The organism is Parafrankia sp. EAN1pec (genome assembly GCF_000018005.1).
Classification (GTDB): domain Bacteria; phylum Actinomycetota; class Actinomycetes; order Frankiales; family Frankiaceae; genus Parafrankia; species Parafrankia soli.
The window spans coordinates 807,048-831,409 of the sequence record NC_009921.1; the positions used below are offsets into that span (position 1 = coordinate 807,048).

General features: G+C 70.9%; 22 protein-coding genes, 1 tRNA gene and 3 pseudogenes. 18 read left to right on the forward strand and 8 right to left on the reverse strand.

Annotation, left to right across the window (positions count from 1 at the left end; translation table 11 throughout):
• Positions 1 to 44 precede the first annotated feature (44 nt).
• The 12 genes from FRANEAN1_RS03335 (at position 45) to FRANEAN1_RS03395 (ending at position 12,150) form a co-directional block, all read left to right on the forward strand.
• Complete coding sequence (locus tag FRANEAN1_RS03335; RefSeq protein WP_020458340.1) at positions 45 to 1,049, forward strand: UTP--glucose-1-phosphate uridylyltransferase; 1,005 nt, start codon at positions 45 to 47, stop codon at positions 1,047 to 1,049.
• Between the two features lie 455 nt (positions 1,050 to 1,504).
• Positions 1,505 to 2,779 carry a gephyrin-like molybdotransferase Glp gene (gene glp, locus FRANEAN1_RS03340; RefSeq protein WP_020458341.1) on the forward strand — a complete coding sequence of 425 codons (1,275 nt, stop codon included), beginning with the start codon at positions 1,505 to 1,507 and terminating at the stop codon, positions 2,777 to 2,779.
• The gene (moaC, locus tag FRANEAN1_RS03345; protein WP_020458342.1) at positions 2,776 to 3,312 is read left to right on the forward strand and encodes a cyclic pyranopterin monophosphate synthase MoaC; all 537 of its coding nucleotides are present in this window, start codon (positions 2,776 to 2,778) and stop codon (positions 3,310 to 3,312) included. Before glp ends, moaC begins: the two co-directional genes overlap by 4 nt.
• Positions 3,309 to 3,872 (forward strand): MogA/MoaB family molybdenum cofactor biosynthesis protein, encoded by a 564-nt coding sequence (locus FRANEAN1_RS03350; RefSeq protein ID WP_020458343.1) that lies wholly within the window; start codon positions 3,309 to 3,311, stop codon positions 3,870 to 3,872. The genes moaC and FRANEAN1_RS03350 overlap by 4 nt, the downstream gene beginning before the upstream one ends.
• Positions 3,869 to 4,501, forward strand: coding sequence for a GNAT family protein (locus FRANEAN1_RS03355; protein WP_020458344.1), 633 nt, complete (start codon positions 3,869 to 3,871; stop codon positions 4,499 to 4,501). The genes FRANEAN1_RS03350 and FRANEAN1_RS03355 overlap by 4 nt, the downstream gene beginning before the upstream one ends.
• A 675-nt stretch (positions 4,502 to 5,176) precedes the next feature.
• Positions 5,177 to 7,216, forward strand: a complete 2,040-nt coding sequence (gene glpR / locus FRANEAN1_RS03360) for a gephyrin-like molybdotransferase receptor GlpR (RefSeq protein WP_020458345.1) — start codon at positions 5,177 to 5,179, stop codon at positions 7,214 to 7,216.
• Between the two features lie 659 nt (positions 7,217 to 7,875).
• Complete coding sequence (locus FRANEAN1_RS03365; RefSeq protein WP_083788152.1) at positions 7,876 to 8,493, forward strand: hypothetical protein; 618 nt, start codon at positions 7,876 to 7,878, stop codon at positions 8,491 to 8,493.
• Positions 8,494 to 8,509: 16 nt separating this feature from the next.
• Positions 8,510 to 8,583 (forward strand) — tRNA-Ala (locus FRANEAN1_RS03370).
• 370 nt (positions 8,584 to 8,953) lie between these two features.
• Positions 8,954 to 9,589, forward strand: a complete 636-nt coding sequence (locus FRANEAN1_RS03375; RefSeq protein WP_020458347.1) for an ATP-binding protein — start codon at positions 8,954 to 8,956, stop codon at positions 9,587 to 9,589.
• A 405-nt stretch (positions 9,590 to 9,994) separates the two neighbouring features.
• Entirely contained in the window at positions 9,995 to 10,285 is a 291-nt protein-coding gene (locus FRANEAN1_RS03385) for a nucleotidyltransferase (protein WP_020458349.1), read from the forward strand.
• 19 nt (positions 10,286 to 10,304) lie between these two features.
• Positions 10,305 to 10,589, forward strand: coding sequence for a HepT-like ribonuclease domain-containing protein (locus FRANEAN1_RS03390; protein WP_347176971.1), 285 nt, complete (start codon positions 10,305 to 10,307; stop codon positions 10,587 to 10,589).
• Positions 10,590 to 11,079: 490 nt separating this feature from the next.
• Complete coding sequence (locus tag FRANEAN1_RS03395) at positions 11,080 to 12,150, forward strand: DUF4037 domain-containing protein (protein ID WP_020458351.1); 1,071 nt, start codon at positions 11,080 to 11,082, stop codon at positions 12,148 to 12,150.
• A gap of 147 nt (positions 12,151 to 12,297) precedes the next feature.
• Here FRANEAN1_RS03395 and FRANEAN1_RS03400 read toward each other — a convergent pair whose 3' ends face one another.
• Complete coding sequence (locus FRANEAN1_RS03400) at positions 12,298 to 12,834, reverse strand: TetR/AcrR family transcriptional regulator (RefSeq protein ID WP_020458352.1); 537 nt, start codon at positions 12,832 to 12,834, stop codon at positions 12,298 to 12,300.
• 74 nt (positions 12,835 to 12,908) lie between these two features.
• Here FRANEAN1_RS03400 and FRANEAN1_RS03405 point away from each other — a divergent pair, with 74 nt between their 5' ends.
• Complete coding sequence (locus FRANEAN1_RS03405; protein WP_020458353.1) at positions 12,909 to 13,955, forward strand: aldo/keto reductase; 1,047 nt, start codon at positions 12,909 to 12,911, stop codon at positions 13,953 to 13,955.
• A gap of 194 nt (positions 13,956 to 14,149) precedes the next feature.
• Here FRANEAN1_RS03405 and FRANEAN1_RS03410 read toward each other — a convergent pair.
• A pseudogene (locus FRANEAN1_RS03410) lies at positions 14,150 to 14,623 on the reverse strand (cytochrome P450); the annotation flags it as partial.
• A gap of 236 nt (positions 14,624 to 14,859) precedes the next feature.
• Between FRANEAN1_RS03410 and FRANEAN1_RS03415 the strand changes: the two are divergent.
• From FRANEAN1_RS03415 to FRANEAN1_RS03435, 5 genes and pseudogenes are all read left to right on the forward strand, one after another.
• Positions 14,860 to 15,602 (forward strand): annotated as a pseudogene (locus FRANEAN1_RS03415) (SDR family NAD(P)-dependent oxidoreductase).
• Positions 15,603 to 15,711: 109 nt separating this feature from the next.
• A pseudogene (locus FRANEAN1_RS42995) lies at positions 15,712 to 15,859 on the forward strand (LLM class F420-dependent oxidoreductase); the annotation flags it as partial.
• A gap of 51 nt (positions 15,860 to 15,910) precedes the next feature.
• A complete protein-coding gene (locus FRANEAN1_RS03420) occupies positions 15,911 to 16,429 on the forward strand; it encodes an LLM class flavin-dependent oxidoreductase (protein ID WP_347177196.1) in 519 nt (172 codons plus the stop codon).
• 105 nt (positions 16,430 to 16,534) lie between these two features.
• Entirely contained in the window at positions 16,535 to 17,167 is a 633-nt protein-coding gene (locus FRANEAN1_RS03425) for a TetR/AcrR family transcriptional regulator (protein ID WP_020458357.1), read from the forward strand.
• Between the two features lie 420 nt (positions 17,168 to 17,587).
• Positions 17,588 to 17,947 carry a DUF6204 family protein gene (locus tag FRANEAN1_RS03435; protein WP_020458359.1) on the forward strand — a complete coding sequence of 120 codons (360 nt, stop codon included), beginning with the start codon at positions 17,588 to 17,590 and terminating at the stop codon, positions 17,945 to 17,947.
• An 85-nt stretch (positions 17,948 to 18,032) separates the two neighbouring features.
• On the opposite strand, the gene FRANEAN1_RS03440 is transcribed toward FRANEAN1_RS03435, so the two are convergent.
• From FRANEAN1_RS03440 to FRANEAN1_RS03465, 6 genes are all read right to left on the reverse strand, one after another.
• Positions 18,033 to 18,941 carry an alpha/beta fold hydrolase gene (locus FRANEAN1_RS03440; protein ID WP_020458360.1) on the reverse strand — a complete coding sequence of 303 codons (909 nt, stop codon included), beginning with the start codon at positions 18,939 to 18,941 and terminating at the stop codon, positions 18,033 to 18,035.
• A gap of 443 nt (positions 18,942 to 19,384) precedes the next feature.
• Positions 19,385 to 20,773: an IS1380-like element ISFsp14 family transposase gene (locus FRANEAN1_RS03445; protein ID WP_020458361.1), complete on the reverse strand. Its 1,389-nt coding sequence runs from the start codon at positions 20,771 to 20,773 to the stop codon at positions 19,385 to 19,387.
• Positions 20,774 to 21,064: 291 nt separating this feature from the next.
• Positions 21,065 to 21,358 (reverse strand): metalloregulator ArsR/SmtB family transcription factor, encoded by a 294-nt coding sequence (locus FRANEAN1_RS03450; protein ID WP_083788153.1) that lies wholly within the window; start codon positions 21,356 to 21,358, stop codon positions 21,065 to 21,067.
• On the reverse strand, positions 21,315 to 22,805 hold the full coding sequence (locus FRANEAN1_RS03455) for a flotillin family protein (RefSeq protein WP_020458363.1): 1,491 nt from the start codon (positions 22,803 to 22,805) through the stop codon (positions 21,315 to 21,317). The genes FRANEAN1_RS03450 and FRANEAN1_RS03455 overlap by 44 nt, the downstream gene beginning before the upstream one ends.
• Positions 22,806 to 22,921: 116 nt before the next feature.
• The gene (locus tag FRANEAN1_RS03460) at positions 22,922 to 23,131 is read right to left on the reverse strand and encodes a hypothetical protein (protein WP_020458364.1); all 210 of its coding nucleotides are present in this window, start codon (positions 23,129 to 23,131) and stop codon (positions 22,922 to 22,924) included.
• Between the two features lie 307 nt (positions 23,132 to 23,438).
• Positions 23,439 to 24,194 carry an NPP1 family protein gene (locus tag FRANEAN1_RS03465; RefSeq protein WP_041253656.1) on the reverse strand — a complete coding sequence of 252 codons (756 nt, stop codon included), beginning with the start codon at positions 24,192 to 24,194 and terminating at the stop codon, positions 23,439 to 23,441.
• Between the last annotated feature and the right edge of the window lie 168 nt (positions 24,195 to 24,362).

A 24,362-nucleotide genomic window follows, 5' to 3' on the forward strand; every position in this document is an offset into this window, starting at 1 on the left:
CGCCGTCGTGCCCTGGGGATGCCCGCCCGACTAAGGTTTCGCCCATGCCAGTGACGAAGGCGGTCATTCCCGCCGCGGGTCTGGGGACCCGGTTCCTGCCCGCGACGAAGTCGGTTCCGAAGGAGATGCTACCTGTCGTCGACAGGCCGGCCATCGAATACGTCGTCGAAGAGGCCTCCCGCGCGGGCCTGCGTGATGTGCTGCTCGTGACGAGCCGCACCAAGAAGGCCATCGAGGACCACTTCGACCGGGAGGGGGATGTCGAGGCCGCGCTTGAGCGCAAGGGCGACAAGGTTCGCCTCGAACGCGTCCGGGCCTCCGCCGAGCTGGCCGAGGTCCACTCCGTCCGTCAGCCCTCGCCGCGGGGGCTCGGTCACGCCGTTCTGTGCGCCTCCGCGCACGTGGGCGACGAGCCGTTCGCGGTCCTGCTCGGGGACGATCTCATCGACGAGCGTGACCCGCTGCTGGTCGAGATGCTCGCCGTCCAGGAGCGGCACGGCGGGGCGGTCGTCGCGCTGATGGAGGTGCCCGAGGAGGCCGTCTCCATGTACGGCGTGGCGACGATCGCTCCGACGGCCGCTGCTCCCGCCTCGGCTGCTCCCGCCTCGGCGGTCTCGGCGGTCTCGGCGGCTTCGGTGGAGCGGGTCTCGGCGGGCGGGTCCGGCGGGCGCTACCGGACGGTGCGCATCACCGACCTGGTCGAGAAGCCGCCGGTGGACGAGGCGCCCAGCAACCTGGCTGTCATCGGGCGCTACGTGCTGCCTGCGGAGATCTTCGACGTCCTGCGGGCCACGCCGCCCGGCCGGGGGGACGAGATCCAGCTGACCGACGCGCTGCGGACGCTGGCGGAGCGGGCCGGCGCCGATCCGGGCGCGGAGATTCCGGTGCACGGCGTCGTGTTCACCGGGCGCCGTTATGACACCGGTGACCGGGTCGACTACCTCAAGGCGGTCGTCCGGCTCGCCTGCGAGCGGCCGGACCTCGGCCCGGAGTTCTACCCGTGGCTGGAGGAGTACGTGGCGTCCGGCGGTCCCAAGGCCGAATGCTGACCGGCGGGGCGGGCTCGCCCGCGGCCGCGGTGGCCGTGGGCCTGCCTGTCCCGAGGGCGGACGCCGACGGGCTTACCTGACGGGGCGCTCCGAGCGGGCTCAACCGACGGTGCTCCTGGACGATGCTCCTGATGGAGCGCACCTTGTCCGCCGGTGACGTGCCGCGCTGACGAAAAGTGACCAGGCCTGCGCGGCGAAGGACAGATCAGGAATTTCCCGGGGCCCTTGCTTGGGCGCATCGGCACCTTCGGGCAGACTGGGCGCGCGTCTTCGCGCGGAAATGTCCAGGCTCCTGACATGTTGGCCCTGAAGTCGCCACGTCAGACGAAGAACCGCCCGCGGGTCAACGGCTGTCGAGAGCTCACTCGCCGGCCGTCATGGCCTGCTGCCCGGCACACCGCTGACACGAAGGCTATACGGCCTGAACAGAAGTGTAAAGAACGGGACGGGTGCCTGTGAAAACGGTAGACCAGCACGCATCGGACATTATGGCCGCAATCCACCCCATGTCGCCGCGGCGGACGGCGCTGCGCGAGGCGCACGGCTGCGTGCTCGCGGCGCACGTGCGGGCGACGGTGGCCGTCCCGGGCTTCGACAACTCCGCGATGGACGGCTACGCCGCCCGCGCCGCGGACGTCGCCGAGGCCAGCGAGGACAACCCTGTGACGCTCCCCGTGGCCGGCGAGATCATGGCCGGCCCGGTGTCACCCGCGCCACTCGCCCCGGGCACCGTCGTACGGATCATGACCGGTGCCCCGCTCCCGAAGGGCGCCGACACGATCGTCCAGCTCGAGTGGACGGACGGCGGCATCGAGACGGTCCGGATCAACCAGGCGCCGCGCCGCGGGCTGCACATCCGCCGTGCCGGGGAGGACATCGCGCCCGGCAACCTCGTGCTCGCCGCGGGCACCGTGCTCGGCGCCGCGCAGATCGGCCTGCTGGCGGCCGTCAACGTCGCCCGGCCGGCGGTCCACCCGCGTCCGCGGGTGGCGGTTCTGTCCACCGGCAGCGAGCTTGTCGAGGTCGGCACCCCGCTCGGGCCGGGCCAGATCGTCGACTCGAACAGCCACGCCATCGCCGCCGCGGTGCACGAGGCGGGGGCGCTCGTCCGCCGGGTCGACGGGGTGTCGGACGACCCCGACGAGTTCGGCGCGACCTTCGACGAGCTGCTGCGCAGCAACGACGTCGTGATCACCACCGGCGGGATCAGTGTCGGCGCGAGGGACGTCGTCAAGCAGGTCCTGAGCAAGTCCGACGAGATCCGGTTCGAGCGCATCGCCATGCAGCCCGGCAAGCCGCAGGGCTTCGGTGTCGTCGGTGGCGTGCCCGTCTTCACCCTTCCGGGTAACCCGGTGAGCGCCCTGGTGTCGTTTGAGCTGTTCGTCCGGCCGGCGCTGCGGCGGATGCGCGGCCTGCCGGCGGGCCCGGGGGGCGCGAGCTGGCGGCAGCCGGCCACCGGCACCGTCACCGTCCGGGTGAGCGAGACTATGCAGTCCGCGGCCGGAAGGCGTACCTTTCCCCGGGTCCGTCTCGAACGTGACGACACCGGGGAGCTGGTCGCGACGTCCGCCGGGGGGCAGGGCGCCCACCAGATGTCCGGGCTGGCCTCGGCCCACGCGCTGCTCGTCGTCCCCGAGGAGGTCACCGAGGTGCCCGCAGGCACGAAGCTTCCCGCGGTGCTGCTGCCCGAGCCCGAGTGGGCCGGCCCGTTCGGTGAGGCCCGCGGGTGACCGGTCCCGGGCGGTTCACCCACGTCGACGACCGGGGCGCGGCGCGGATGGTCGACGTCTCGGCCAAGGAGGTCACGGCGCGCACGGCGACCGCCGCCGGCTGCCTGCGCACCTCACCGGACGTCGTCGAGCTGCTGCGCGGCGCGGGGGTGCCCAAGGGGGACGCGCTCGCCGTGGCCCGCATCGCCGGGATCATGGGCGCCAAGCGCACCCCGGACCTGATCCCGCTCTGCCACCCGATCGCCGTCTCCGGGGTCAAGGTGGAGCTGACCGTGGTCGACCACGGGGTGGAGATCACCGCAACGGTGCGCACCGCCGACCGGACCGGGGTGGAGATGGAGGCGCTGACCGCGGTCGCGGTCGCGGGGCTGACGCTGCACGACATGGTGAAGGCGGTCGACCCGCTGGCCGAGCTGACCGAGGTCCGGGTCGTCGCCAAGACCGGCGGGAAGTCCGGGGACTGGCACCGCGACGGCGCCGGGCCGCCGGGAGACGGGGCTGGGGTGCCGCGAGACGGGGCCGGACCGTCGTGAGTGGCGCCTCCGGGCTGCCGGCAGGGGCTCGGGCGCGGGTCGTGACGGTGTCCGACCGCGCTCACCGCGGCGCCTATCCCGACCGCTCGGGCCCGCTGCTGGTCGACGCCCTGGTCGGGATGGGCTTCGACGTGCCCGCGCCGGTCGTGGTCCCGGACGAGCGGGTGGAGATAACCGCGGCCCTGCGCGCGGCCGTCGACGCCGGGATCGACCTGGTGGTGACCACCGGGGGAACCGGTCTCGGGCCGCGGGACGTCACACCGGAGGCCACAAGGGACCTGCTTGACCGAGAGGTGCCCGGGCTGGCCGAGGCGCTGCGGGCGGCCGGGCGGCTCAAGGTGCCCACCGCGGTCCTCTCCCGTGGCCTCGTCGGCACCATCGGAACGACCCTGGTCGTGAACCTGCCCGGCTCGACCGGGGGAGTGCGCGACGGCGCCGCGGTCCTCGCCCCGGTCGTCGCGCACGCGATCGCGCAGCTGCGAGGCGGCACCGACCACTCCGGCGGCCCGTCGGGTACGGCGCCCCACCCGCCCGCGTCCACCGGGGGCACACCGGCGTGAGAGCGCCTGGCTGGCCGGTCACCCTGCGCCACGATGACGTCGTCGTCCGGCCCATGCGCCTGCGTGACGCCCCGACCTGGGTCGAGGTCCGCACGCGCAACGCCGACTGGCTCGCTCCGTGGGAGGCCACCTCGCCGGGCTCGGCGTCGGTGCGGGCCACCTGGAACGAGCGCCAGACCATCGGCGTCTACACGCAGATGCTCCAGCGGCTGCGGGCACAGGCCCGGGTGGGCGCGGCGCTCCCGTTCGCCATCGCCGTCGACGGACGGTTGGTGGGGCAGCTCACAGTGTCAACGATCGTGCGCGGGGCGTTCAACAACGGCCAGGTCGGCTACTGGGTGGACGGCGCGCACGCCGGCCGCGGTATCGCCCCGACGGCGCTGGCGATGGTCACCGACCACTGTTTCGGCCCGGTCGGGCTGCACCGGCTGGAGGCCAACGTCCGCCCGGAGAACGCGGCCAGCCGCCGGATGCTGGTGAAGCTGGGCTTCCGCGAGGAGGGCCTGCACCGCAGATTTCTCGCGATCGACGGCCGGTACCGCGACCATATCGGCTATGCACTGACGACCGAGGACGTCCCCGGGGGATTGCTGGCCCGCTGGAGCCGCACCCGTTCGCCCTCCTCCTGAACAGGCTTACGGCACAGGCTTTCGCCCCGGCGTCGTCGGTGCCGGTGGTCTCTTTGTCCAGTGCCCGTTAGCGGGGTTTCCGGCGTCGCCCAGGCCCCTCTTCAGGGGGCGGTTCGCGGTCCGTTCGGACGTCCTACGCGACCTCTTCGGACGTCCTACGCGTGCCGTTCGGGTCGCCTTCGGCGTGCCCGCGCGGTGCCGCTGGTGCTCGCCGTGGCCCACTCGGGCCGCTTGGGTCGTCGCTCAACCTGCTCGGCGTTACGTTGGGTGCTCGTAGTGTGACCTGCCCACCCGGACGGGGGGAGTATCACCCAGCCCACATCGGTATCACCTTGGATTGACAGTGGACGGCCACCTGGTGAACCTCGCCGACGAGTGCGACACGCGGGTTTCCGGTCGGTGACCGCGCGCATTCCGCTCACTAGCGTCGAGCACGGAATCGTAAACGACGACATCGAGAAGAGGCGTCCAGATGGTCTGCTCGCTCGCGCATACCGCGCCTGGCGCGTCCGATCCGCGCCCGGCTCGCGGCGGGCGGGCAGGGACCAGGTCCTCTCGCCCCGGCCGCCCTGAGGGATGCCCAGCCGGCCCCGCCGGCATCGCGAACGGCTCGCGTCGGCCGAACGGCGTCAGGTCGCCGAACGACGTCCCAGGAACATTGCGGAGCGTGACCGCGTGAGTGCGCTCATCTGGCTGGCGATCGTTGCCGTATGGGGCTTCGTGCTCATCCCCATGTGGCTGCGTCACCATGATTCGGCGGTGGAACAGCGGTCCGCGGACCGCTTCTCCACCGCCATGCGGGTGCTCTCGCGGCGCGGCTCACCGCGCGCCGGCACGGGCCCGCTGACGCGGGCCCCGTCCGAGGGCTCGCCGGCGGTGGCACAGGAGGCGGCAGGGATGGCGCGATCGCGCTCCGGCGAAGGTCCCGGCACGGGGCAGCTCGGCGCGGCCGACCCGGCGGATACCCGGGCCGGGGTGAATTCCGCGGCCGCCCCGACCGCTCCGGAGACTTCCGGTGCGGCGGCATTTCCCGCGGGCACCGGCACGGACGCGCACCCCCGCACGGACCTGGCCGACGACCTCGACCCCATGGACGACCTCGACCCCATGGACGACCTCGAGCACCTGGACGGGCTCGAGCACCTCGACGGCGTTGACGGGACGGACGGCGTCCACGGCCTGGAACACGCCGACGGGATGGACCTCGACGGGATGGATGACTTCGCGGACGGCCGCTCGGCGGGAGCGCCGGGCACGCCGGGGGACGTTGATGCGCCTCCGCGGCTGTTCGGGCCGACCTCGGGTGTGCCGCGTCGTGTCCCCGCCGACCGGGCGGTCCGCGCAGCGCAGGCCGATCGCACGGCGCTCGTCCGGCAGCGGCGGCAGCGGCTCTTCGTCCTGCTCACCGCGCTGCCGATCAGCGTCATCCTCGCAGCCACGCTCGGCGGCATGTGGATGATCGTCCACCTCGCGGTCGACGTCGTCGCCGCCGGGTATGTACTGCACCTGCGCCGGTCCGCGCAGGCGCACCGCCGGCTGGTGCGCTCACGGGCCGCGCTCGACCGGCGGATCGCCGCCGAGCGCGCCGTCCGCGCCCACGGAGGCATCCGCGGCTGGAGCGGCGGCGCGCGGGAGCACGCCCCGGGCTCCGCCTCCTGGGCGGGCGGCGCGGCACGCGGCACCGAGTACTCCCCGGTGCGGCTCTCCGTCGGCGGCCCGGACGAGACCCTCACCGCCGACGACCTCGCGCACGCGCGGGCCGAGACCGTCGACCTCGGCTCCGTCGCCGACCAGGCGCACGCCACGGGCGGGGCCGATGGCCACCGTGGCGGCGCGGGCGACGACGAGGCGGAGGGCGACGACCCGGCCCACCCCGGCGAGTACCACCCCGGCGACGCCCACGACGCTTACGACGCCCACGAGGCGGACGCGGCAGCGTCCTCGTCGCCGGCGGCAGAGGGCGCCCACCCCGGCCACCAGCTCGAGTACGCCGAGTACACGGCCCGCCGCGACGCCTCCGGTGACGTCGAGTACGTCGAGTACGCCAACGCGGAGCAGCTGGGCTACGACGCCGCGGTGGCCTACCCGGCGCCCGCCGGTGACGCCGCGCGGACCGAGTACGCCCAGTACGCCGTCCAGGCCGAGTACACCGAGTACCCGGGGCACGTCGAGTACCAGGCCGGGTACGTCGAGTACGCCCAGCAGGCCGTTCACGCCGAGGAGGCCGGGTACGAGCAGCAGGCCGGCTACGCCGAGGAGGCCGGGTACGCGGAGCAGGCCGGCTACGGCGAGGCGGCTGGCTACGGCGAGGCTGCCGGTTACGCCGCTCACGCCGGGCAGGCGGGCTACGCCGAGGCGGCGGGCTACGCCGAGCAGGCCGGGTACACGGAGCAGGCCGGGTACGCCGAGCAGGCCGGGTACGAGGCCGGCGACCAGGTCGCGCGCGGCTACGGTGGCGCCGCCGGGCCCGCGGCACCCCGCTCCGGCGGCGCGTCCCGTCCCGTCCCGCGCCCCGGGGCGCGGCCGAACACCTCGCGTCCCGGACGCGTCCAGGTCAACCCGCCCGGAACGCACGGCGGCCTGATTCCGCCCGCCGCGGCGACCGCGGGCCAGGGCGAGGCGGTCGCGGCGACCGAGGCGACCGGGCCGGCGGCCGGCGCCCAGGCACCGGACGAGCTCGAGACCCTGCTCCGGCGGCACGCCGTCGGCAGCTGACCACCACCGCCGTGTGGGTGACTCCGGCTACAGGTTCCGGCGGCTGATCGGCCGCCGGAACCGGAGACGTCCAGGCCGGCGGTGATGGCCCGCGGCGAGCTGGCGCCGCCGGGCGTCGGCGGGCGCTGACGGGCCGGGTCGCGTCCGGCCGGGGGCCCGGTCCGCGTGCATAATGGCCTCGTGACACTCCGCTCGCAGACCACCCCCGCTGCCGCTTGTCGGCGTGCCGGGGCCCTGGCTGCCTGTCCGCGGTGTTGTCCCTGCCCTCGCGCCCACTGACGCCGCGCCCGAACCTCGAACGACCGCCTGGCGTCGCCCGATCCGGTTCCACCCGGCGGGCCAGGGCGTGAGGGGCCTCCGGATCACGTTCCTCCCGCCTGGCCGGCCAGCGGCCTGAGTCCACGCGGGGCACGTGATCACGTGCCAACCTCCCGGAGCTCACCGCGGGCCGATGCCCGCGCTCGCACTCCGGCGATGTGTCCTTCCGTGTTCGTTCATCGGTGCGTCCCGGTGTCGCGCCGTCGGTGTCTCCTTCCGCCCTGCCCGTCGCGCGCCCGTCCGCGCCCCTGGGCGGGCTCCGGAACGCCGGCGAGACGTGGGCCAGCCGGGGCGAGGCGCCGGCGGGGACAGCCCGCGGCAGGAGGAGAGATCCGGTCTTGATGTTCGAATCTTGGCTCGCCCGGCTGCGGGACCGGGGATTCGTCATGTGCCCGGCGAGCAGCGCCATTCCCGTGGACGTGAGAGCCGTCGCGGCCGACGGCACGGGCCTGCATTTCCGCTGCCGTGGCGTCCGCGTCCGGCTCGCGGTCTACCGGCCCGGCCGAGCGGCCTGGCAGACACCGCTGCGGGACGAGAACTGGGCGCCCGAGGAGTCCCTGGAACTGTGGGAGCGCCGCCCGCTGCGCGACGGCACCGTTCCCGCCCAGGGCCGCCTCGTCTTCGTGGCGGACGGCGAGGACGGCGCCGCGGAACCGGACGCGGAGATAGTCCTCGACGGCGCGCGCAGCCGCGGCTGGCGCGGCCACGAGGCCGGGCTGCTCAGGACGGCCGAGGCGGCGTCGTTGTTCGAGAACATGCTGCTGGTCGCCGGGCTCGCCGCCGAGCTCGACGAGATCCCCGACGCGGCGAGCCCACCGGTCTTCGCCGTCCTGCCCAGCACGCCGTGGCCGCTGGTTCAGGCTGATCCGGCTGGCTGGGACGGCGGCCGGATCGTCCGCCAGACGGATCGCCAGCCGGCCAGCGAGGGCGCCCACCCACTCCCATCCGGCGTGCTGTAAGCTTCAGTTGCTTCCAGGGGGTGTAGCTCAGCCTGGTAGAGCGCCTCCCTCGCACGGAGGAGGCCAGGGGTTCGAGTCCCCTCACCTCCACGAGCCGGCCCGTCGTGCTCGCTGACTTTTGGTCAGCTTCGCGGCGGGCCGCGATGTTTTCCGGGGGGCGACCCCCGAGCTCCTGGTGTCGAGCTCTGCTCGACCTGCCGTGTTCGGGTGCCCTTATCTCCGCCCATTCTCCGGTCATGCTTCTGACCTGGGTGAATGCGGTTCGTTATCTATCGCTTTGAGATCCAGTGCACCGCCGACGAGATTGACCGTGTGCGGCGGCTACGCGACGACGTCCTGGGGATCGGCGGCCTGCGCTCGCGACGGTACGTGGAGACTGCCACTGCATGAGGACCACAGGCTGGTCGGGCCCCGGGGGCGCTCGTCAACCGCGGGCGTCCGCCGTGGTGTGTGGTGGGCGATGTTGGTCTGGCTGAACCTGACTATTCTTCGGCCGGTGCCGACCCTCATCTGGATCAACGGTCCGAACGCCGTCGGGAAAACCCAGGTCGCCCACAATCTGCACCGCAGACTGCCTGGAAGCTTCATCAGCGACCCCGAGCATCTCGGCTTCGCGATGCGTCGGATGCTCCCGAAGCCCCGCCGCAGGGACTTCCGCGACGTTCCCCTGTGGCGCCGGGCGGTCAGCGAGATGCTCCACCTCGCTCTCCAAGGTCTCGAGGACCCGGTGATCGTGCCGATGACCATCCTCGACGCCGGCCCGCTCGCCGAACTGACGGCCCCGGCCCGTAACGCCGGACACCGTGTCGCTCACGTCACGCTTCTTGCCGACCGCACGACGATGATCCGCCGTATCCACCGGCGCGGGGAAACGTCCCGCAGTTACAGCGCCCGCCAGCTCGACCATGCCCTCGACGTCCTGCGAGCCCCTGAGTTCGCCCGCCATCTCCCTACCGAATCCCTGTCGCTCTCCGCCGTGGCGGATGACATCGCAAGCCACGCCGGGTTCACGCTCGGTCCTGACACGGCAGGGCGACTCGTGCGACATGGACACCAACTCGCCGTCCAGCTACGCCACATTCGCCTCAACGCTTGAAGATCAGCGGGCTGTCGCCGACCATCGCCACCGGAAGCGCGTCAGAGCCGCTGGCCGGCCCGGCCCGGTGGCTGGCGAAAAACCGGGCGCGCCGACGTAGCAGCAGCAAGGACTGCCCTGGTACCCCGACGACGTCTGGTGCTACCCGAGAGCCCACCTCGCCCGCCTCGGCTACCGACCTGACGGTCCGCTCGCTCGGCCATCTGCCCGGCGCGATCGACCAGGCCATCGACAGCGTCGAGATTTTCACCAGACCGAGCCGCCGCCGCGAGTACGCGCCCGTCCTGGGCCTCCGGGCCTGGACCCGTGATCCGCCAAGGCCTGGGCCAGGTGCAGGTTGCCTGTGTCCGGCGAGGCATGACCTGAGCCGGGCGGTCGTGGCTGTCTGGCGGCGATAATGGCGATGTGACCGTCGATCTTCGTGACAGCCGGATCGCAGAGGTGTGTCGGCGCTACGGTGTCGCCGAACTGTCCGTCTTCGGTTCGGTGGCTCGTGGCGACGACACCGACGAATCGGACGTCGATCTGCTGTACGTGCTGGCGCCCGACTCGACTCTTGGCTTCGAGATCGTCGACCTTCGAGACGATCTTGAGAAGATCGTCGGTCGTCACGTCGACCTGGTGCCCAAGTCCCGGTTGAAGTGGGTCATCCGCGACCGGGTGCTCGCGGAGGCACGGGTCCTTTATGCGGCGTGATGAGCTCTACCTTGTCGACATGATCGAGGCCGCGGTCGCCGCGGCGGCGTTCGTCCAGGATGTCGACGAGGCCGCCTTCCTGGAAAGCGATCTGATCCAGAGCGCCGTTCTCCAGAAACTCCTGGTGATCGGTGAGGCGGCCGGACGAGTCTCCCCCGAGATCCGCGGGCGCTGGCCCGACCTGCCGTGGCGGTCCGTCACAGGGTTCCGCAACATCGCCATCACGCATACTTCGAGGTCGACTGGTCAATTGTCTGGCGAATTGCCACGACCGCTCTGCGGGAAATTCAACAGCAACTACTGACGCTCTTGAAAGCAGAGTTCCCACTTATCGCCAGCCAACTCGACCAGCCGCGCCGACCGTGAGTTTGCCCTCACGTTCCACAGCCGACCACAGGCGACGATAGACCGACGGGGAGCCTCGGCCGGTCTGCGGAGGTGACTGTCGACAGACGGGCTGAGGTGCCCGGGACCGCCCAGTAGAAGGAACGCGCGTTCGACTCGGTGGGCGATGCCGCGGTCAGCGCGGTAACTGGGCATCGTCCCTGGTCAGGGCCCGAGTAGCCACCGGTCGGACAGTGATCTCAGGGCCGACAACCAAGATCCAGCGGTTCTTATTGTGGTGCGTTAGGTCCACTCGCCCTCAGCGGTGCTTGCTGCGCCGTCTGAGGGCTTTGTCATGTCTGCCCGGGGGCCGAGCCCCCGGACCCCCACGGGCGCGATGTGTGGTGGGGTCGGTGGGATCATGGCGTCGTCTGGTTCATGACAGGATGCCGCGAGGAGCTCTCGGAACCGTGTTCGGTCTCGATCTTTCTCGGCGGTTTTACGAGCAGGCGGTTCGGCCGCTGGTCCAGGGCGTGCCTCACGCTGCGGCGTTGCTCGGTGAGGGTTCCGAGGTACTCGGCTTCGACGACGAGGTCTCCGCGGACCACGACTTCGGTCCCCGAGTGCAGCTGTTCGTCCTGCCGGATCTCGACACCACGCCGATCGACATCGCTCTGGAGCGGCTGCCGGCCTGGTTCGAGGGTTTCCCGGTGGTCTATCCCGACAGCGACCGACACGACGGCCGGCCGCACCACCAGGTGGAGGTGACCACCGCGCGGGCGTTCGTCGTCGACCGGCTCGGCGCCGACCCCGCCGACGGAATGGAGCTGGTGGACTGGCTGCTGGCCCCGACCCAGATCCTGGCCAGCCTCACGGGCGGCGTGGTCCTGCACGACCCGCTCGGTCTGCTTACCGCGCGGCGTCGGGCGCTGGCCTGGTACCCCGACGACATCTGGCGCTATGTCCTGGCAGCCGGCTGGCTGCGGATCAGCCAGGAAGAAGCATTCGTCGGTCGCGCCGGTGCCCGGGGCGATGACCTCGGCTCGCGAATAATCGCTGCTCGGATTGCCCGCGACCTCGTCCGGATCGGATTCCTCGTCGAACGTCGCTGGGCCCCGTACAGCAAATGGCTGATGACCGCGTTCGCGCGGTCGACCCTCGCGGACCAGGTCGGTCGGCACCTACGCCACGCGCTCGGCGCGACGCGGTGGCAGGAACGCGAAGCGGCGCTGTGCGCCGCGGCCAGTGATCTCGCCGCTGCCACGAACCGACTTGGTCTGGCTGAGCCCGTCGACCCCGCGCCGCGCCGCTTTCACACCCGGGACATCCACGTACTCGGCGCGCAGCGCCTGACCCGTGCGTTGACCGACGCGATCCGCGACCCGCGGCTACGAGCCCTCCTCGCCCGACTAGGGAACCGACCCGACGGCCCGCTCGGCCAGCTCCCCGGCGCCATCGACCAGGCAGTCGACAGCGTCGAGATCCTCACCCGACCGAGCCGCCGCCGCGACTACGCACCCGTCCTCGGCCTGCGGGCCTGAACGCTCGCGACGAGGAGAAGCCTGTGAGCGGGCCGGGACCCGTCATCCGGCGACGCCTGGGCCCGGATGGAACGGGCCATCCCAGCAACCCAGGGGTGGCTGCGTCCGTTGACGTCGACCCTCCCACGACCGCTTAGGCGACCTCGGCTACCCCTTGATGATCGCCATCAAGGCCGAGGTGAAGGGTGCGGGGTCCAGGTCGCCGCGGACGGCGAGTTGCTGGCTGTAACTGCTGCAGACGGCCACGAAGGCTTCGGCGATCTGTCCGGCATCGTCGGGTTGGCGGTCGGGTACCAGCTCGGCGACCGCCGCGCGCATCGTGGAGAGCTGTCGCTGGACGATCGACGCGAGCGCCGGGGACACCGCCGCCTCGGCGTAGATCTGGGCTACCAGCCGTGCGTGGCCTGTCTCCCGCGCCAACGTTCTCACGTGCTCGAGGAAACCGCTCACGGCCTCGATGGTCAGCGCCGCCGGAAGGGCGTTGCTCGCCTGCTCGCAGACAGCGATGACGATCTCGTCCTTGCTGGTGAAGTACCGGTAGATCGCCCCTGTGGAGAGCCCTGACTCCGCGACGACGTCGGCCATCGAGGTCCGAGCGAAACCGTGGCTGGCGAAGCGGGCGCGGGCGGCATCCAGGATCTGTTGCCGCCGGGCGTCGAGGTGCGCCTGCCCTACCCTCGGCATAAAAAGAACGACCCCTCGTTTTACTTGGTACGGCACGGGCAGCCTACCTCGCACCACACCCTCCGGGAGTCCTCATGCGCTACCTGACCTTCGGACGGCACACCGGCCTGCGGGTCTCGGAGTACGCGCTCGGGACCGCGAACTTCGGCACGGCCGACACCAGCGCCGGTCGGGACACCTCGCGGCAGATCTTCGACGCCTTCGTCGCCGCCGGCGGTACGACGTTCGACACGTCCAACCTCTACCAGGACGGACAGGCCGAGACCGTGCTCGGTGAGCTGCTCGGCAGTCGCCGGGACGACTTCGTCGTGATCACCAAGTACGGCGGGACGAGGCGGGACCAGCCCCGCCCCGGCACGACCGGCAACAGCCGAAAGATCATGATTCGCTCCCTGGAGGCCAGCCTGCGGCGGCTGAACACGGACTACGTCGACGTCTTCATGCCGCACTTCCCCGACGGAACCACCCCGATCGACGAGATCCTGGCCGGGTTCGACGACCTGAGCCGCGCCGGGAAGATCCGGTACGGCGGGCTGTCCAACTTTCCGGCCTGGCGGGTCGCCGGCGCCGTGGTCCGGGCGGACCTGCGCGGACTCGCCCCGCTGGTCGGCATCCAGACCGAGTACAGCCTGGCCGAACGCTCCGCCGAGCGGGAACTGCTACCGATGGTGCAGGCCCATGGCCTGGGAGTGTTCCTGTACTCGCCGCTGGCCGGAGGTCTGCTCAGCGGCAAGTACCGGCAGGGTGGGAAAGGCCGGTTGAGCGTTCGCGGCGACGCCGTCGAGCGCACCGTTCAGCAGAGCGCCGTCGTCGACGGGGTGTTGGCCGTCGCCGACGAGATCGGCAGCACCGCGGTCCAGGTCTCGCTGGCCTGGCTGCGTCGCCGGGCCGTGTCGGCCCGGACCGCGCTGATCCCGATCGTCGGGCCTCGCACGCTGTCCCACCTCGAGCAGTACCTGCGCTCGCTCGAGCTGGAACTCGACGAACAGCACTGTCGACGTCTCGACGAGATCAGCGCGATCCGGTTGGGCACTCCGCACGAGGACGTCGCGGCAGCTCTGGCCCACGGCTTCGACGGCGACCGCACCCTGCTCCAGACCCTGTACCTCCCCGTGATCTGACCGGTGCGCGTTCACCGACTCATCGACCGGATCGGACACTCCGGTGGCGGTTGGTCACCCGGCGCCCGGTACCGGGGTGAGCTCCAGGTGCAGCTCGGTCAGGCCGCGCATGAGCCAGGTGGGGTCGTAGGTGAAACGCCGGGCACCCGCCGGCCCGTGGTGCTCTTCGGACAGCCGGATGTCAGTGGTCCGGTCATGGTGAAGGGCTGGGCGTACTCCCGGACGAACTCGCAGGTACCTCGGTCGATGAATTCGTCCAGCTGCCGGTCCGCCTGGCGCGAGATGAACCTCTCGTTCTCTTTGAGCCGTCTCGGTGTCAGCAGGCGCATCAGCAACGCCCGCTCCCGGGTGTGGTCCGGCGGGTCCATCGTGACCATGTGCTCGAACATCGGCAGCCGGGTGCGGTACCTGTCGATGATCTCGCTCACGTCGTCTCCCTCGAGCGGGACCGGGAACGTAGCGAACGGACCGACCACCGAGCTGCACGAGGAGAACGTCTCCGCCTCACGGTAGACCTGGCTGGCCTCCTCGTAGCCGGTCACGGCAACCATCCCGAGATGAGGCAGCGGCAACACCGGGCCCGCCTCGCGGAGCTCGTCGAAGTACGGGTAGGGATCCGCGACGAGTGACTCGTCCGTGAAGTAGTCGATTGTCTTCCAGTCGCTCATCCCTGCTCCTTCACGCGCGCGCCAAATAGGCAGTCAATCCTTCGGGATCGACTGCTTGTGTGCGGTGGTACGGATCGCGGTCTTTTCCGCCGTCGCACGGGTCGTCGTGGGGTTATCTCCTGTTCGCCGCATCTCCTCGAACTGGTCTAATACAGATGTATAGCGCCGTACTATACGTTTGTGTAGAAACCTGGCGGGGGTCCATCCGGACGCTGCGTACGAACAAGGAGGAACACGTGAGTCGGGTCGCTGTCGTGACCGGCGGTGCGTCGGGCCTCGGCTTGTCCGTCTGCGAGCACCTCGGCCGCCAGGGTCGGCAGGTGGGGGTGCTCGACCTAAATGGCGACGCCGCGGAGACGGCGGCCGCGGATCTTCGCGCCAGGGGGTCGTCGCAATCGCGGCCCAGGTCGACGTGTCGGACCGCGCCGCGGTCGACAGGGCGTTCGGTCTGGTAAGGGACGAGCTCGGGCCGATCGGGATCCTCGTCACCAGCGCCGCCGTCGCCGAGTTCGTGCCGTTCGAGGCACTTGCCCCCGACGACTGGTCCCGCGCCATCGCGATCAACCTCACGGGGACGTTCAACTGCCTGCAGTCGGCCATCGGCGACATGACCGCGGCGGGCTGGGGCCGCGTCGTCACCATCTCGTCGGCGGCGGGCCAGATCGGCTCCCGGCACCAGGCGCACTACTCGGCGTCGAAAGGCGGAGTGATCGCGCTGACCAGGACTGTGGCCCTCGAATACGCGGCCAGAGGGATCACGGTCAACACGGTCGCGCCGTTCACGATCGACACTCCCATGTTGCGTGCCGCGCAGCACGCCAGGCATGTGCCGGACAGCGAATCGCTGGCACAGGCGATCCCGGCCGGTCGGCTCGGCACCGGCGCCGACATCGCCGCGATGTGTGCCTTCCTGTGCTCGGAGGAGGCCAGCTACACCACTGGCCAGGTCATCGGTGTCAACGGTGGAGCAGTCACGTGAGCGCCGGGTACGCCGGCGGCCCTGGAAGCGATGCCGCGAGCAGGGAATCCTGCCACCGCACGGTTACACCAGTCGATTATATGATCGTAAAGCAAAAGAGGAGAGTGCGATGCGGATCGGCCTGACCGGCGGCGGGACATCGGTGGACGCGATCGTCCATCAGGCCAAGCAGGCGGAACGCGACGGTTTCACCTCCCTGTGGTACGCCAGCGAGGTGGCGGGCGACCCCCTCGTCGCGATGGCGATCGCCGGTCGGGAGACCACGTCCATCGAACTGGGAACCGCGGTTCTGCAGACCTACCCGTGCCATCCGTGGCTGCAGGCGAACCGGGCGTCGTCCGTCGTCGCGGCGATGGGCCGCCCCGGTCTCCGCGCTCGGGCCGAGGCTGCTGCGGGTGGCCGGCGAGGTCGCCGACGGGACCGTGCTGTGGATGGCCCCGGCCCGCGCTGTCGGATCCCACGTCGCCCCTCGAATCCACACCGCCGCGGCCGCGGCCGGGCGTCCCGAGCCGCGCATCGTGGCCGGCCTGCCGCTCGCCGTGCACGACGACGAGGCCGAGGCCCGGTCGGCCGCCGTGAGGTACGCGACGGCCTACGCCGGGATGCCCAACTACGCACGGATCCTCGAGATCGGTGGCGTGTCCAACCCGGTCGAGGCCGCCGTCGTCGGCGACGAGAAAGCGGTCCGCGCGGCGCTGCAGGCCCTGCTCGACGCCGGCGCGACCGATATCTGGGCGGCCGTTTTCCCGGTCGGCCGGGACCGGCCGGAACGCGTGGAATCAACGCGGCGAACGACGGATCTCCTGCGGGAACTGACCACCGGCTGACGGCGCGGAGCGACGAGGCCGCACCGGACCTGTCACAAATCGAAGGCCGGCCCACTGTCGGATAGCGTCGTGCGTCAGATCCGGCATCCTCGTGGAAGGTGGTCGATGACATCACCCCGCCGCGTCGGCGCGGTCACCTCGAAGACACGCGCGCTGCTGCTGGACTGTGCCGAGAACCTCATGCTCGAGCAGGGCTACGCCGCTGTGACCTACCGGGGTGTCGCCGCCCAGGCCGGCGTCACCGCCGGGCTCGTCCAGTACTACTTCCCGACCCTTGACGACCTCCTCGTCGCCCTGGTCCGGCGCGGCATCGAGCACAGCCTGGCCCGGCTGGCCACCTCGCTCGAGACGTCCCCGCCCCTGCGTGCCGTCTGGGAGCACGCCGGAGACAGAACCAGAGCGGCGCTCATGGCGGAATTCATGGCACTCGCCAATCATCACAAGACGATCAGGACCGAACTCGCGAAGGCGGGCGAACAGACCCGTGAACTCGCGCTCGCCGCAGTGTCGGAAAGATCGAGCGATTATGGACGAACAGCGGAGAAAACATCCCCGGAAGCCCTCGTATTTCTCATGATCAGCACTCCGCGGATGATCGCCATGGAGGAGACGATTGGTCTGTCTACCTTCCACGCCGAGACGATTGACTTCATCGAGCGTTACCTCGACAGGATCGAGCCTCGAGCCGCGAACTCCGACCGGGGACCGAAACCCTCTCCGGCGACAACGCGCGAATAGCTACCGGCGAGTGTCGGACTGTGCGGCGCCGTGCGCGAGGAGGCTTCGGGCGCAGTCCAGGACCGTCTGCTCAGCGGGCCGGGGCTGCCAGCCGAGGAGGTCGCCCGCTACGGACCGCTCGAGTACGGGGTCGCCGAGGTAATCCACGCGATGACCAACGGCGGGCTCGACAACGAGCACTACGAGCCTTTCCCCGGGGCGATCGCCGTCTACTCGAAGCCGGCGCCGCCGAGGGCACGCTCAAGCCCGAGATCGATCCGGAGGATGTGCTGTTGCAGCTCAGCGTCCTGTGGCGGATCCCGCCGGGCGCCGGGAGCGGGTCGAGGGCCGCCCGGATCCTCGATCTCATCATCGACGGCGTGCGGACCCGGCCCCCGTCGTGGGACCGCGATGAGCCGTCGGCGGCACTAAAGTCGCGGGATGAGTAGCCGCACCTTCCGCATCATGGTCCGGGGCGCCTTCGACGCTCTCACCCCGGATCAGCGCGCCGAGCTTCTGGCCGACGCGGCGGAGCACGACGTCCTGCGCGCGGCCTTCACCCCGGAGGGGCACCTCAGCTACGATCTTGCCGCCCGGCCGTTCTTCACCTTCCGGTTCCTGGATTCAGGTGAGGCCGAGGAGGACATCCTGGCAGCGACGGAGCGTGCCGAGGAGGCCGCGCGAGCCTGGCTGGGCGAGCGCGGCTACGACTACAAGCACCTCCGGTCCACGGCCGAGGATCTCTCGCGGGCGCCGCTCGGTAAGCGCCAGCGCCGTGCCGCCGCCGGGCAGGGTGACTGACAGCCTCTCGCTCACCCGCGTTCGTGCCGGCGGGCAGCTGATGGCGGGCGGTGCGGCACCCGCTGCCCGCCGGCCCCGGCTCGGCTCAGCCGCCGATGGTCGGCAGAACCGGAACGCAGATGGCCGGCCTGGGATGCGCCGGATCGAGCGCGTTCTGCACATGCCGCAGGGCGACCCGGTCGTTGGCGATGGCGGTGTGGTCCACGCCGTCGAGAATGCAGGCGTCCTGCAGGGTGATGTTGCGGACGTTGGGCCCGGACAGGAATGCGGACGTGTACGGCGTGACGATTTCGTCATACCTGGTCTGGATCACCGTGTAACGCACACCGGGCCGGAGGCCGCCGTTGGCGTTCAGTGCGGTGAGGAACGGCGAACCGGCGATCTGCTGGATGCAGGACGCGCAGAAGGACTCGATCGGCCCGGTCACACCGATGGCCTCGCCGAGCTTGGCGAGCCCGAGCAGAGTCGTGCCGTGGTTCGACGGCGAGAGCCCGATCAGCGAGTTCACCTTCGTGTCGCCGCCGAGATTGTTGATGTAGTAGCGGGGGAGCATGCCGCCGAGGGAATGCCCGACGATGTCGACCTTGGCCGCGCCGGTCGTGGCCAGCACCTGGTCGACGAACACCCCGAGCTGGGCCGCGATCTCCTCGATGGGCCTGGTCGCCTGGAGGAACGACGTCGGCGTGTCTCCGCCGAGGTTCGGCGCGAAGACGCAGTACCCGTCGTTCTTCAGCAACGGCGCGACCGCCTGCCACTCGTTGGTCTTGTTGGCGAGGGTTCCGTGGACCAGCACGACCGGCAGTGGATGCGTGGCGCTGGGCCGGCAGGAGAAGTCGTTGGCGCCGGGCGGGTCGGCGTTCGGGTTCGCCAGCGAGATGAGGGCGGCCGCGGGGAAGTTGTAGAGGACGGGCAGCGGCCCGGGCTGGGCCGCCGCCGAAGCGGGCGCGCCGCCGACGAGGCCGACGACGCCGGCGACGAGCCCCGCGCTCAGCACGGCCGGAAGGTTCAGCAGCCATGCGCGGCGCCCTAATCGGTTTCGGAGACGGACTCGGGAACGGTCGAGTGTCACGGACACCTCCTTGGAACCGCTGCCGAGATCTCGTCCGGCACACCCAGGAGCACCTGGTGGACGGAGATCAGGGAGCAGATGGAGATAGTTAGCTACCACTCGGTAACAAGTGCAATTGCCGGAGGAAATGAGGCCATGGCCGGCCGGTGATTCTTGAGATCGGGCCCGTGTCCTGCTAGCCCAGATCTTTCGCGCCTTGGCCAGGTGCGATCGCGGGCTGGCCTCCCACTCTGTTGATGTTGAGTTTTGCCGCTCGGTCCGGGTGTGACCGTGGCGGAGTGCCCCGGCTGTCGCGCGGGGTGGGCGCCCGGTCCACGTCCGGGTGGGGTTCCTTCTGGTCGGTGGGGTGGGAGGTCTGTGGTCGCGGGCTATCCGGGGGCGGGCAGTGCGCGCAGTGTGGTGATCGCCTGGAGGGCGAGGGGGGCCCAGGGGTGGTGCGGGGGCAGGTGCAGGGTGCTGCGGCGGGCGTGGTGGGCGAGCCGGCCTGCGAGCCAGAACAGGCGGTGGCGTAGCCGTTTCGGTTCCCAGCGTCGCGCGGGCTGGCCGGCGAGGGCGAGCATCTGGGTCCAGGCGATCAGATCGAGAGCGAGTGCGACAAGGGCGCACCAGATCTGGTTCTGGGTGAAGTCGTGCAGCGGCAGGTTGGTCAGACCGGTGTCCTTGGCGGTTCGGATACGGTCCTCGCAGCGGGCCCGGCGGCGGTGGCGTAGTTCGAGGTCGGCGAGCTGCCCGCGGGCGGCGTTGGTCGCGAACGCGGTGATCCGGTTGCCGTCGACGTCGGTGACACGCAGCTGCGCGCCGGGGTGCGGGCGTTCCTTGCGGACGAGGACACGCATGCCCGGTGGCCAGCCGGTCAGGTCCATCAGCCCGGACAGTTCGGCGACGAACGCGCCGGGCCGGGGCTGGCGGTCGGCGTCGTAGGCCGGTGTCCACGCCTTCGCGGGGATCTCGCCGATCAGCTGGGCGGCGTTGTCGGGCAGGGTGAACCCGACCGAGTAGGCCAGCCTGCGCTGGTGCGCCCAGGCGAGGAAGGCGTGGGTCCCACCGGCGGAGTCGGCGCGGATCAGTACCTTGCGGGAGCGGCGTAGCCGGGCCGGGAGCTGGGCGAGGGCGCCGGTGGCGACGGTGATGTGGTCGGCGGCGGTGTTCGACCCGGCGTTACCGGGGCGCAGCAGGACCGTCGCGGGTTCCCCGGTGCCGGCCTGGCCGTGGTCGATGAACGCCCACAACGGGTGGAACCCGAAGCCGCGTTTGAATGTCGGCGCCGCGTCTTGTTTCTCGGAATGGGCGGTGACCAGTGTCGCGTCGAGATCCACGATCAGCGGGTCGTGCACCGACACCGTGTGGTCGGGGGCGTGTTCCCCGGCCGCCGCCCATACCTGGCCCCGCGCTGCCGCGCGGGCCCGGTCGAGTGCCGTCAGGACCTTCTCGGCGTCGCCGGCGAGCCGGTCGATCGTGCGTGACACCGTCGGGTCCGAGGCCACCAGCCCGAACAACTCCGGCTCCGCGCGTAGCTGGGCGATGTCGGCCAGGCAGTCCCCGCCCAACGCCAGCGCCACGGCCAGATCGGTCAGTACCTTCGCCGGGTCATGGGTCGCCAGCGGTGACCGCCACGGCGCGAGCGCGTCGGACAGCAACCGACCCAGCCCGCTGACGCGGACCGTCTCGGTCAGCAGCACGCTGCCCGCCGCCGACACGACACCCCGCCCGGCGGCGTCGATGCGGACAGAGGGGTAAACACCGGTACTCTGCACCATGAAGGTGCTCCTTGGATTGGAACGGATCAGGTCCTAGACAAGCCCGATCCTCCCAGTTCAGGAGCACTTTCCTATTTCCGACACCCCAACAGACGATCATCGCCGTGAAAGCCGGAGGCTAGTGGCGTCGTGGCCAGGCTTTTCGGGCGGCCGTGCGTAGTCCGCGCAGCCTGGTGCCCATCGGGGCGCGCTCGATCCGCCGGCACCATTGTGCCGGCACAATGGTGCCGTCCCGTGCTCGGCCGCCCACGTGGCTCACGGCGGTGAGGCTCGGCTGGACGTGAGTTGAGGTCAACGGCGCGTGGTGAACGCGGCGGCCAGTGCGGCGAGGGCGTCGGGCACGGTGCGGTAGTAGGCCCACACGCCCCGCTTCTCCCTGGTGACGAGGCCGGCGTCAACGAGGATCTTCAGGTGGTGGCTGACCGTCGGCTGGCTCAGCCCGAGTGGTTCGGTCAGCTCGCAGACGCACGCCTCGCCGCCGTCCCCGGCGTAGATCATCGATGGGTGGTTGTGATGGTCGGGCGTCGCGGGATTCAGATGCCTACCTGTCCGCAGGCTTGGCCGTGCCGTTCGCGGGTGCACCAGGCGCCGGTGCGCCGGGTGCGGTGGGCGCGGTGGGCGCGGCCGGGGTGGAGCCCGGCGTGCCGCTGGAGAGCAGGGAACGGGCCAGTTGCAGGCCCGCCGCGCCCTGCGACAGCGCCTGGGTCAGCACCTCGCCCAGGCCGGCCGCGCCGTTGAGGACGATCAGCTGGTCGACCGCGCCGAACGGCTTGGCCGCGGCCTCGACGATGGCCGGCCACTGCTCGGCGAGCTGCTGGCCGATGACGGCGTCCTGGTTGACGGCGAGCGCGTCGGCGCGGGCCTTGATCGCCTCGGCCTCGGCCAGGCCGCGGGCCCGCATCGCGTCACCCTCGGCCGAACCGACGGCCCGCTTGGCGTGGGCGTCCGCGTCGCCGATCGCGCGGGTCGAGGCCGCCTCGGCGGTCGCCAGGACCCGCACCTGCTGCGCCCGGGCGTCCGCCTCCGTCCGGACCCGGGTGGCGTCCGCGGCGGCGGCCAGCTCGATCTGGCGGGCGGCCGCCTCGGCCGAGCTGATCTGGGCGTCACGGGTGGCGCGGGCGAGCGTGGTCTGCTCGTAGGCGCGGGCGTCGGCCGGCTTGCGCACGGACACCTGCAGACGCTGCTCCTCCAGCTCGGCCTCGAGCTGGGCCACCTTGGTCTGCTCGACGACGACCTGCTGGTGCGCGGTGGCCTCGGCCAGCGGGCCGGCCTGGGTGGCGCGGGCCGAGGCCTCGTCGACCTCAGCCTGGAACCCGGACTGTTTGATCGAGCTGTTCCGGTTCGCCTCCGCCTTGAGCGCCATGGCGATCTGCTCCTGCTCGGTGGCCTCCCGGTCGGCCTCCGCCTCGGCGATCCTGGCCTGCGCGGCGACGGTGGCCACGTGCGGGCGCCCGAGGTTGCGGATGTAGCCGGTCGGGTCGTCGATCTCCTGCACCTGCAGCGAGTCGACGATCAGGCCGAGCTTCTCCATCTCGGTTCCGGAGCTCGCCCGGGTCAGCTGCGTCAGCTTCTCCCGGTCCCGGATGAGGTCCTCGACGGTCAGCTGGCCGACGATGGCGCGCAGATGGCCGGCGAAAACGTTGTGCACCCGGGTGTCCATCTTGTCCTGCTGGTCGAGGAACCGGCGGGCGGCATTCGCGATGGACGCGTAGTCGTCACCGACCTTGAAGATGACCACACCCCGGACACCGACCGGGATTCCCTGCTGGGTGACGCATTCGATGCCGAGCTGGGCGGCCCGCAGATCCAGGGACATCCGACGGACGGTCTGCACGCCCGGCGGTACCAGCACGCCCTTTCCGGTGACTATCTTGAATCCCAGGCTCTCGGCCACGGCGTCGTTCGGGTCCTTGTACGCCCGCATCCCGGAGATGATGAGTGCCTCGTTCGGTTCGGCCACCCGCCACATCAGTTTGAACAACGCGACGGCCAGCACGGCGCCGACCGCGACCGAGATGAGGATGATCATCATGTTGCCTCCGCTTCACCCCACGGGAGATTTGGTCAACGGGCGTCAGCCGGCCCGCTGCGGGTCGCAGCGGCTGACGCGCCGGGGCACCGCTGACCGGCGGGCGGCCCCGACCGCGGTCACAGCCTGATCACCAGCACGGTGCGAGGAGGGAAATACTCGACGACGAGAACGCGCGAGCCGACGGCGAAGGTCACCCCGTCGTCGGCCGCATAAGCGTGGAATGCCTCGGAGCCGCCCCGTACCGCGAGCATGACCTCACCGACCATGCCCGGGGCTATCTTTCCCGTCACCCGTCCTGTTTTGCCGATCACTGTCTGGTCGGCCATCGGCCCCTCCACGCGACAATTAATGATCGTAGGCTTTTCCGGTCGGCTGGCAATGCCTGTGCCCGGTGAAAAGCTGTCGTCAGCGCGACTGCGGCCGCACTTCACAATCATCGCAGGTTGTCAGGTGGATGGCGGTCCCGTGCGCCGGCCGGTGGGAAGTCGGGACCGGCTCCCCGCCCGGTGACGGGGTCTGGACGCGCGAGGTCTGCTCCGCGTGGGGATTTGCCGTGCGGGGCCTGGCGGCCGGGACGAGCGGGCGGGGTGACCACCCCGCCCACTCGCCGCGGCGAAGCCGGAGCCCGCGCCGTCAGGCGTTCGGGTCGAAGGAGATGCCCGCAGGCATCGCGCGCTCGAGGTGGTAGTTGAAGTTGCCGTCCTTGAGACCGAAGACCGCGCTGCCGAAGTCGGCCGCGCTCAGCGTGTCACGGACGCCGGCCGGATAGCCGTTCCAACCGACCAGAGTCGGGTAGCGCCAGGTGTGGAGCTCGTTCTCCGGCGGCTCGTCGCCCGAGTTGGCGAGACGGAAGTCGTGGGTGCCGACGCCGTCCTTGTGGTAGACGATCTTCGGGTGGTTGCCATCCCAGCGGACCTGGCTGCGGGGGTAGACGTTGAAGCTGCCGTGGGCCGAGGCGGAGACGTACTGAGCCTGGTTGTTCTGCACCCAGACCACGACATGCTCCCAGTCGTGCCGGTGGCCGCCGATCGTCGCCTGGTCCTTCTCGAAGTAGAGGCCGTACAGAATCGCGCACCAGCCGTTGTTGCACTTGTAGCGGGCGTAGCCGTTCGTGTTGTTGAGGTCGGCCAGGTCGTGGCAGCCGCCGTTGAGCGCGCCGGACGGGTTGAGCCCGCCGTTGACGGCTCCGTTCGCCCCGATGGCGGGCGTCGGGTAACACCCGTCGGTGTCGTAGTCGTAGGCCGGCTGGTACGTCTGTTCCATGGTGTCGGCGTTTCCGGGCAGCGCGGCCGGGGGTGCCGCGAGCGCAATCGTCGGAAGCGCGACGACGAGCGCCAGGGCGCCGCCGATCACGAGTGAGAACCGGCGGATGCGCGTTTTCTTCCTCACCACGTCCTCCTGGTTGACCGCAGCATGGGCAGGGCGGTCGGATGGGCATGCTGCCTCCAGCATTTCGGCTCCCCCCGACAACCGCGGCCGGGCCGGGTTTCCCCGTGATGAAGCGTCGGCCAATACTGGGAATGAACGCGCAGGTCGGCGTCGCGCCGTCCCCGGCCC

Bases quoted from the DNA above. Each gene is read 5' to 3' on its own strand.
- FRANEAN1_RS03460 (WP_020458364.1), bottom strand. From the start codon at position 23,131: ATGGCCGACCAGACAGTGATCGGCAAAACAGGACGGGTGACGGGAAAG.
- FRANEAN1_RS03455 (WP_020458363.1), bottom strand. From the start codon at position 22,805: ATGATGATCATCCTCATCTCGGTCGCGGTCGGCGCCGTGCTGGCCGTC.
- FRANEAN1_RS03425 (WP_020458357.1), top strand. From the start codon at position 16,535: ATGACATCACCCCGCCGCGTCGGCGCGGTCACCTCGAAGACACGCGCG.
- FRANEAN1_RS03335 (WP_020458340.1), top strand. From the start codon at position 45: ATGCCAGTGACGAAGGCGGTCATTCCCGCCGCGGGTCTGGGGACCCGG.
- FRANEAN1_RS03405 (WP_020458353.1), top strand. From the start codon at position 12,909: ATGCGCTACCTGACCTTCGGACGGCACACCGGCCTGCGGGTCTCGGAG.
- FRANEAN1_RS03365 (WP_083788152.1), top strand. From the start codon at position 7,876: ATGTTCGAATCTTGGCTCGCCCGGCTGCGGGACCGGGGATTCGTCATG.
- FRANEAN1_RS03400 (WP_020458352.1), bottom strand. From the start codon at position 12,834: ATGCCGAGGGTAGGGCAGGCGCACCTCGACGCCCGGCGGCAACAGATC.
- FRANEAN1_RS03445 (WP_020458361.1), bottom strand. From the start codon at position 20,773: ATGGTGCAGAGTACCGGTGTTTACCCCTCTGTCCGCATCGACGCCGCC.
- FRANEAN1_RS03390 (WP_347176971.1), top strand. From the start codon at position 10,305: ATGATCGAGGCCGCGGTCGCCGCGGCGGCGTTCGTCCAGGATGTCGAC.
- FRANEAN1_RS03435 (WP_020458359.1), top strand. From the start codon at position 17,588: ATGAGTAGCCGCACCTTCCGCATCATGGTCCGGGGCGCCTTCGACGCT.
- FRANEAN1_RS03375 (WP_020458347.1), top strand. From the start codon at position 8,954: ATGTTGGTCTGGCTGAACCTGACTATTCTTCGGCCGGTGCCGACCCTC.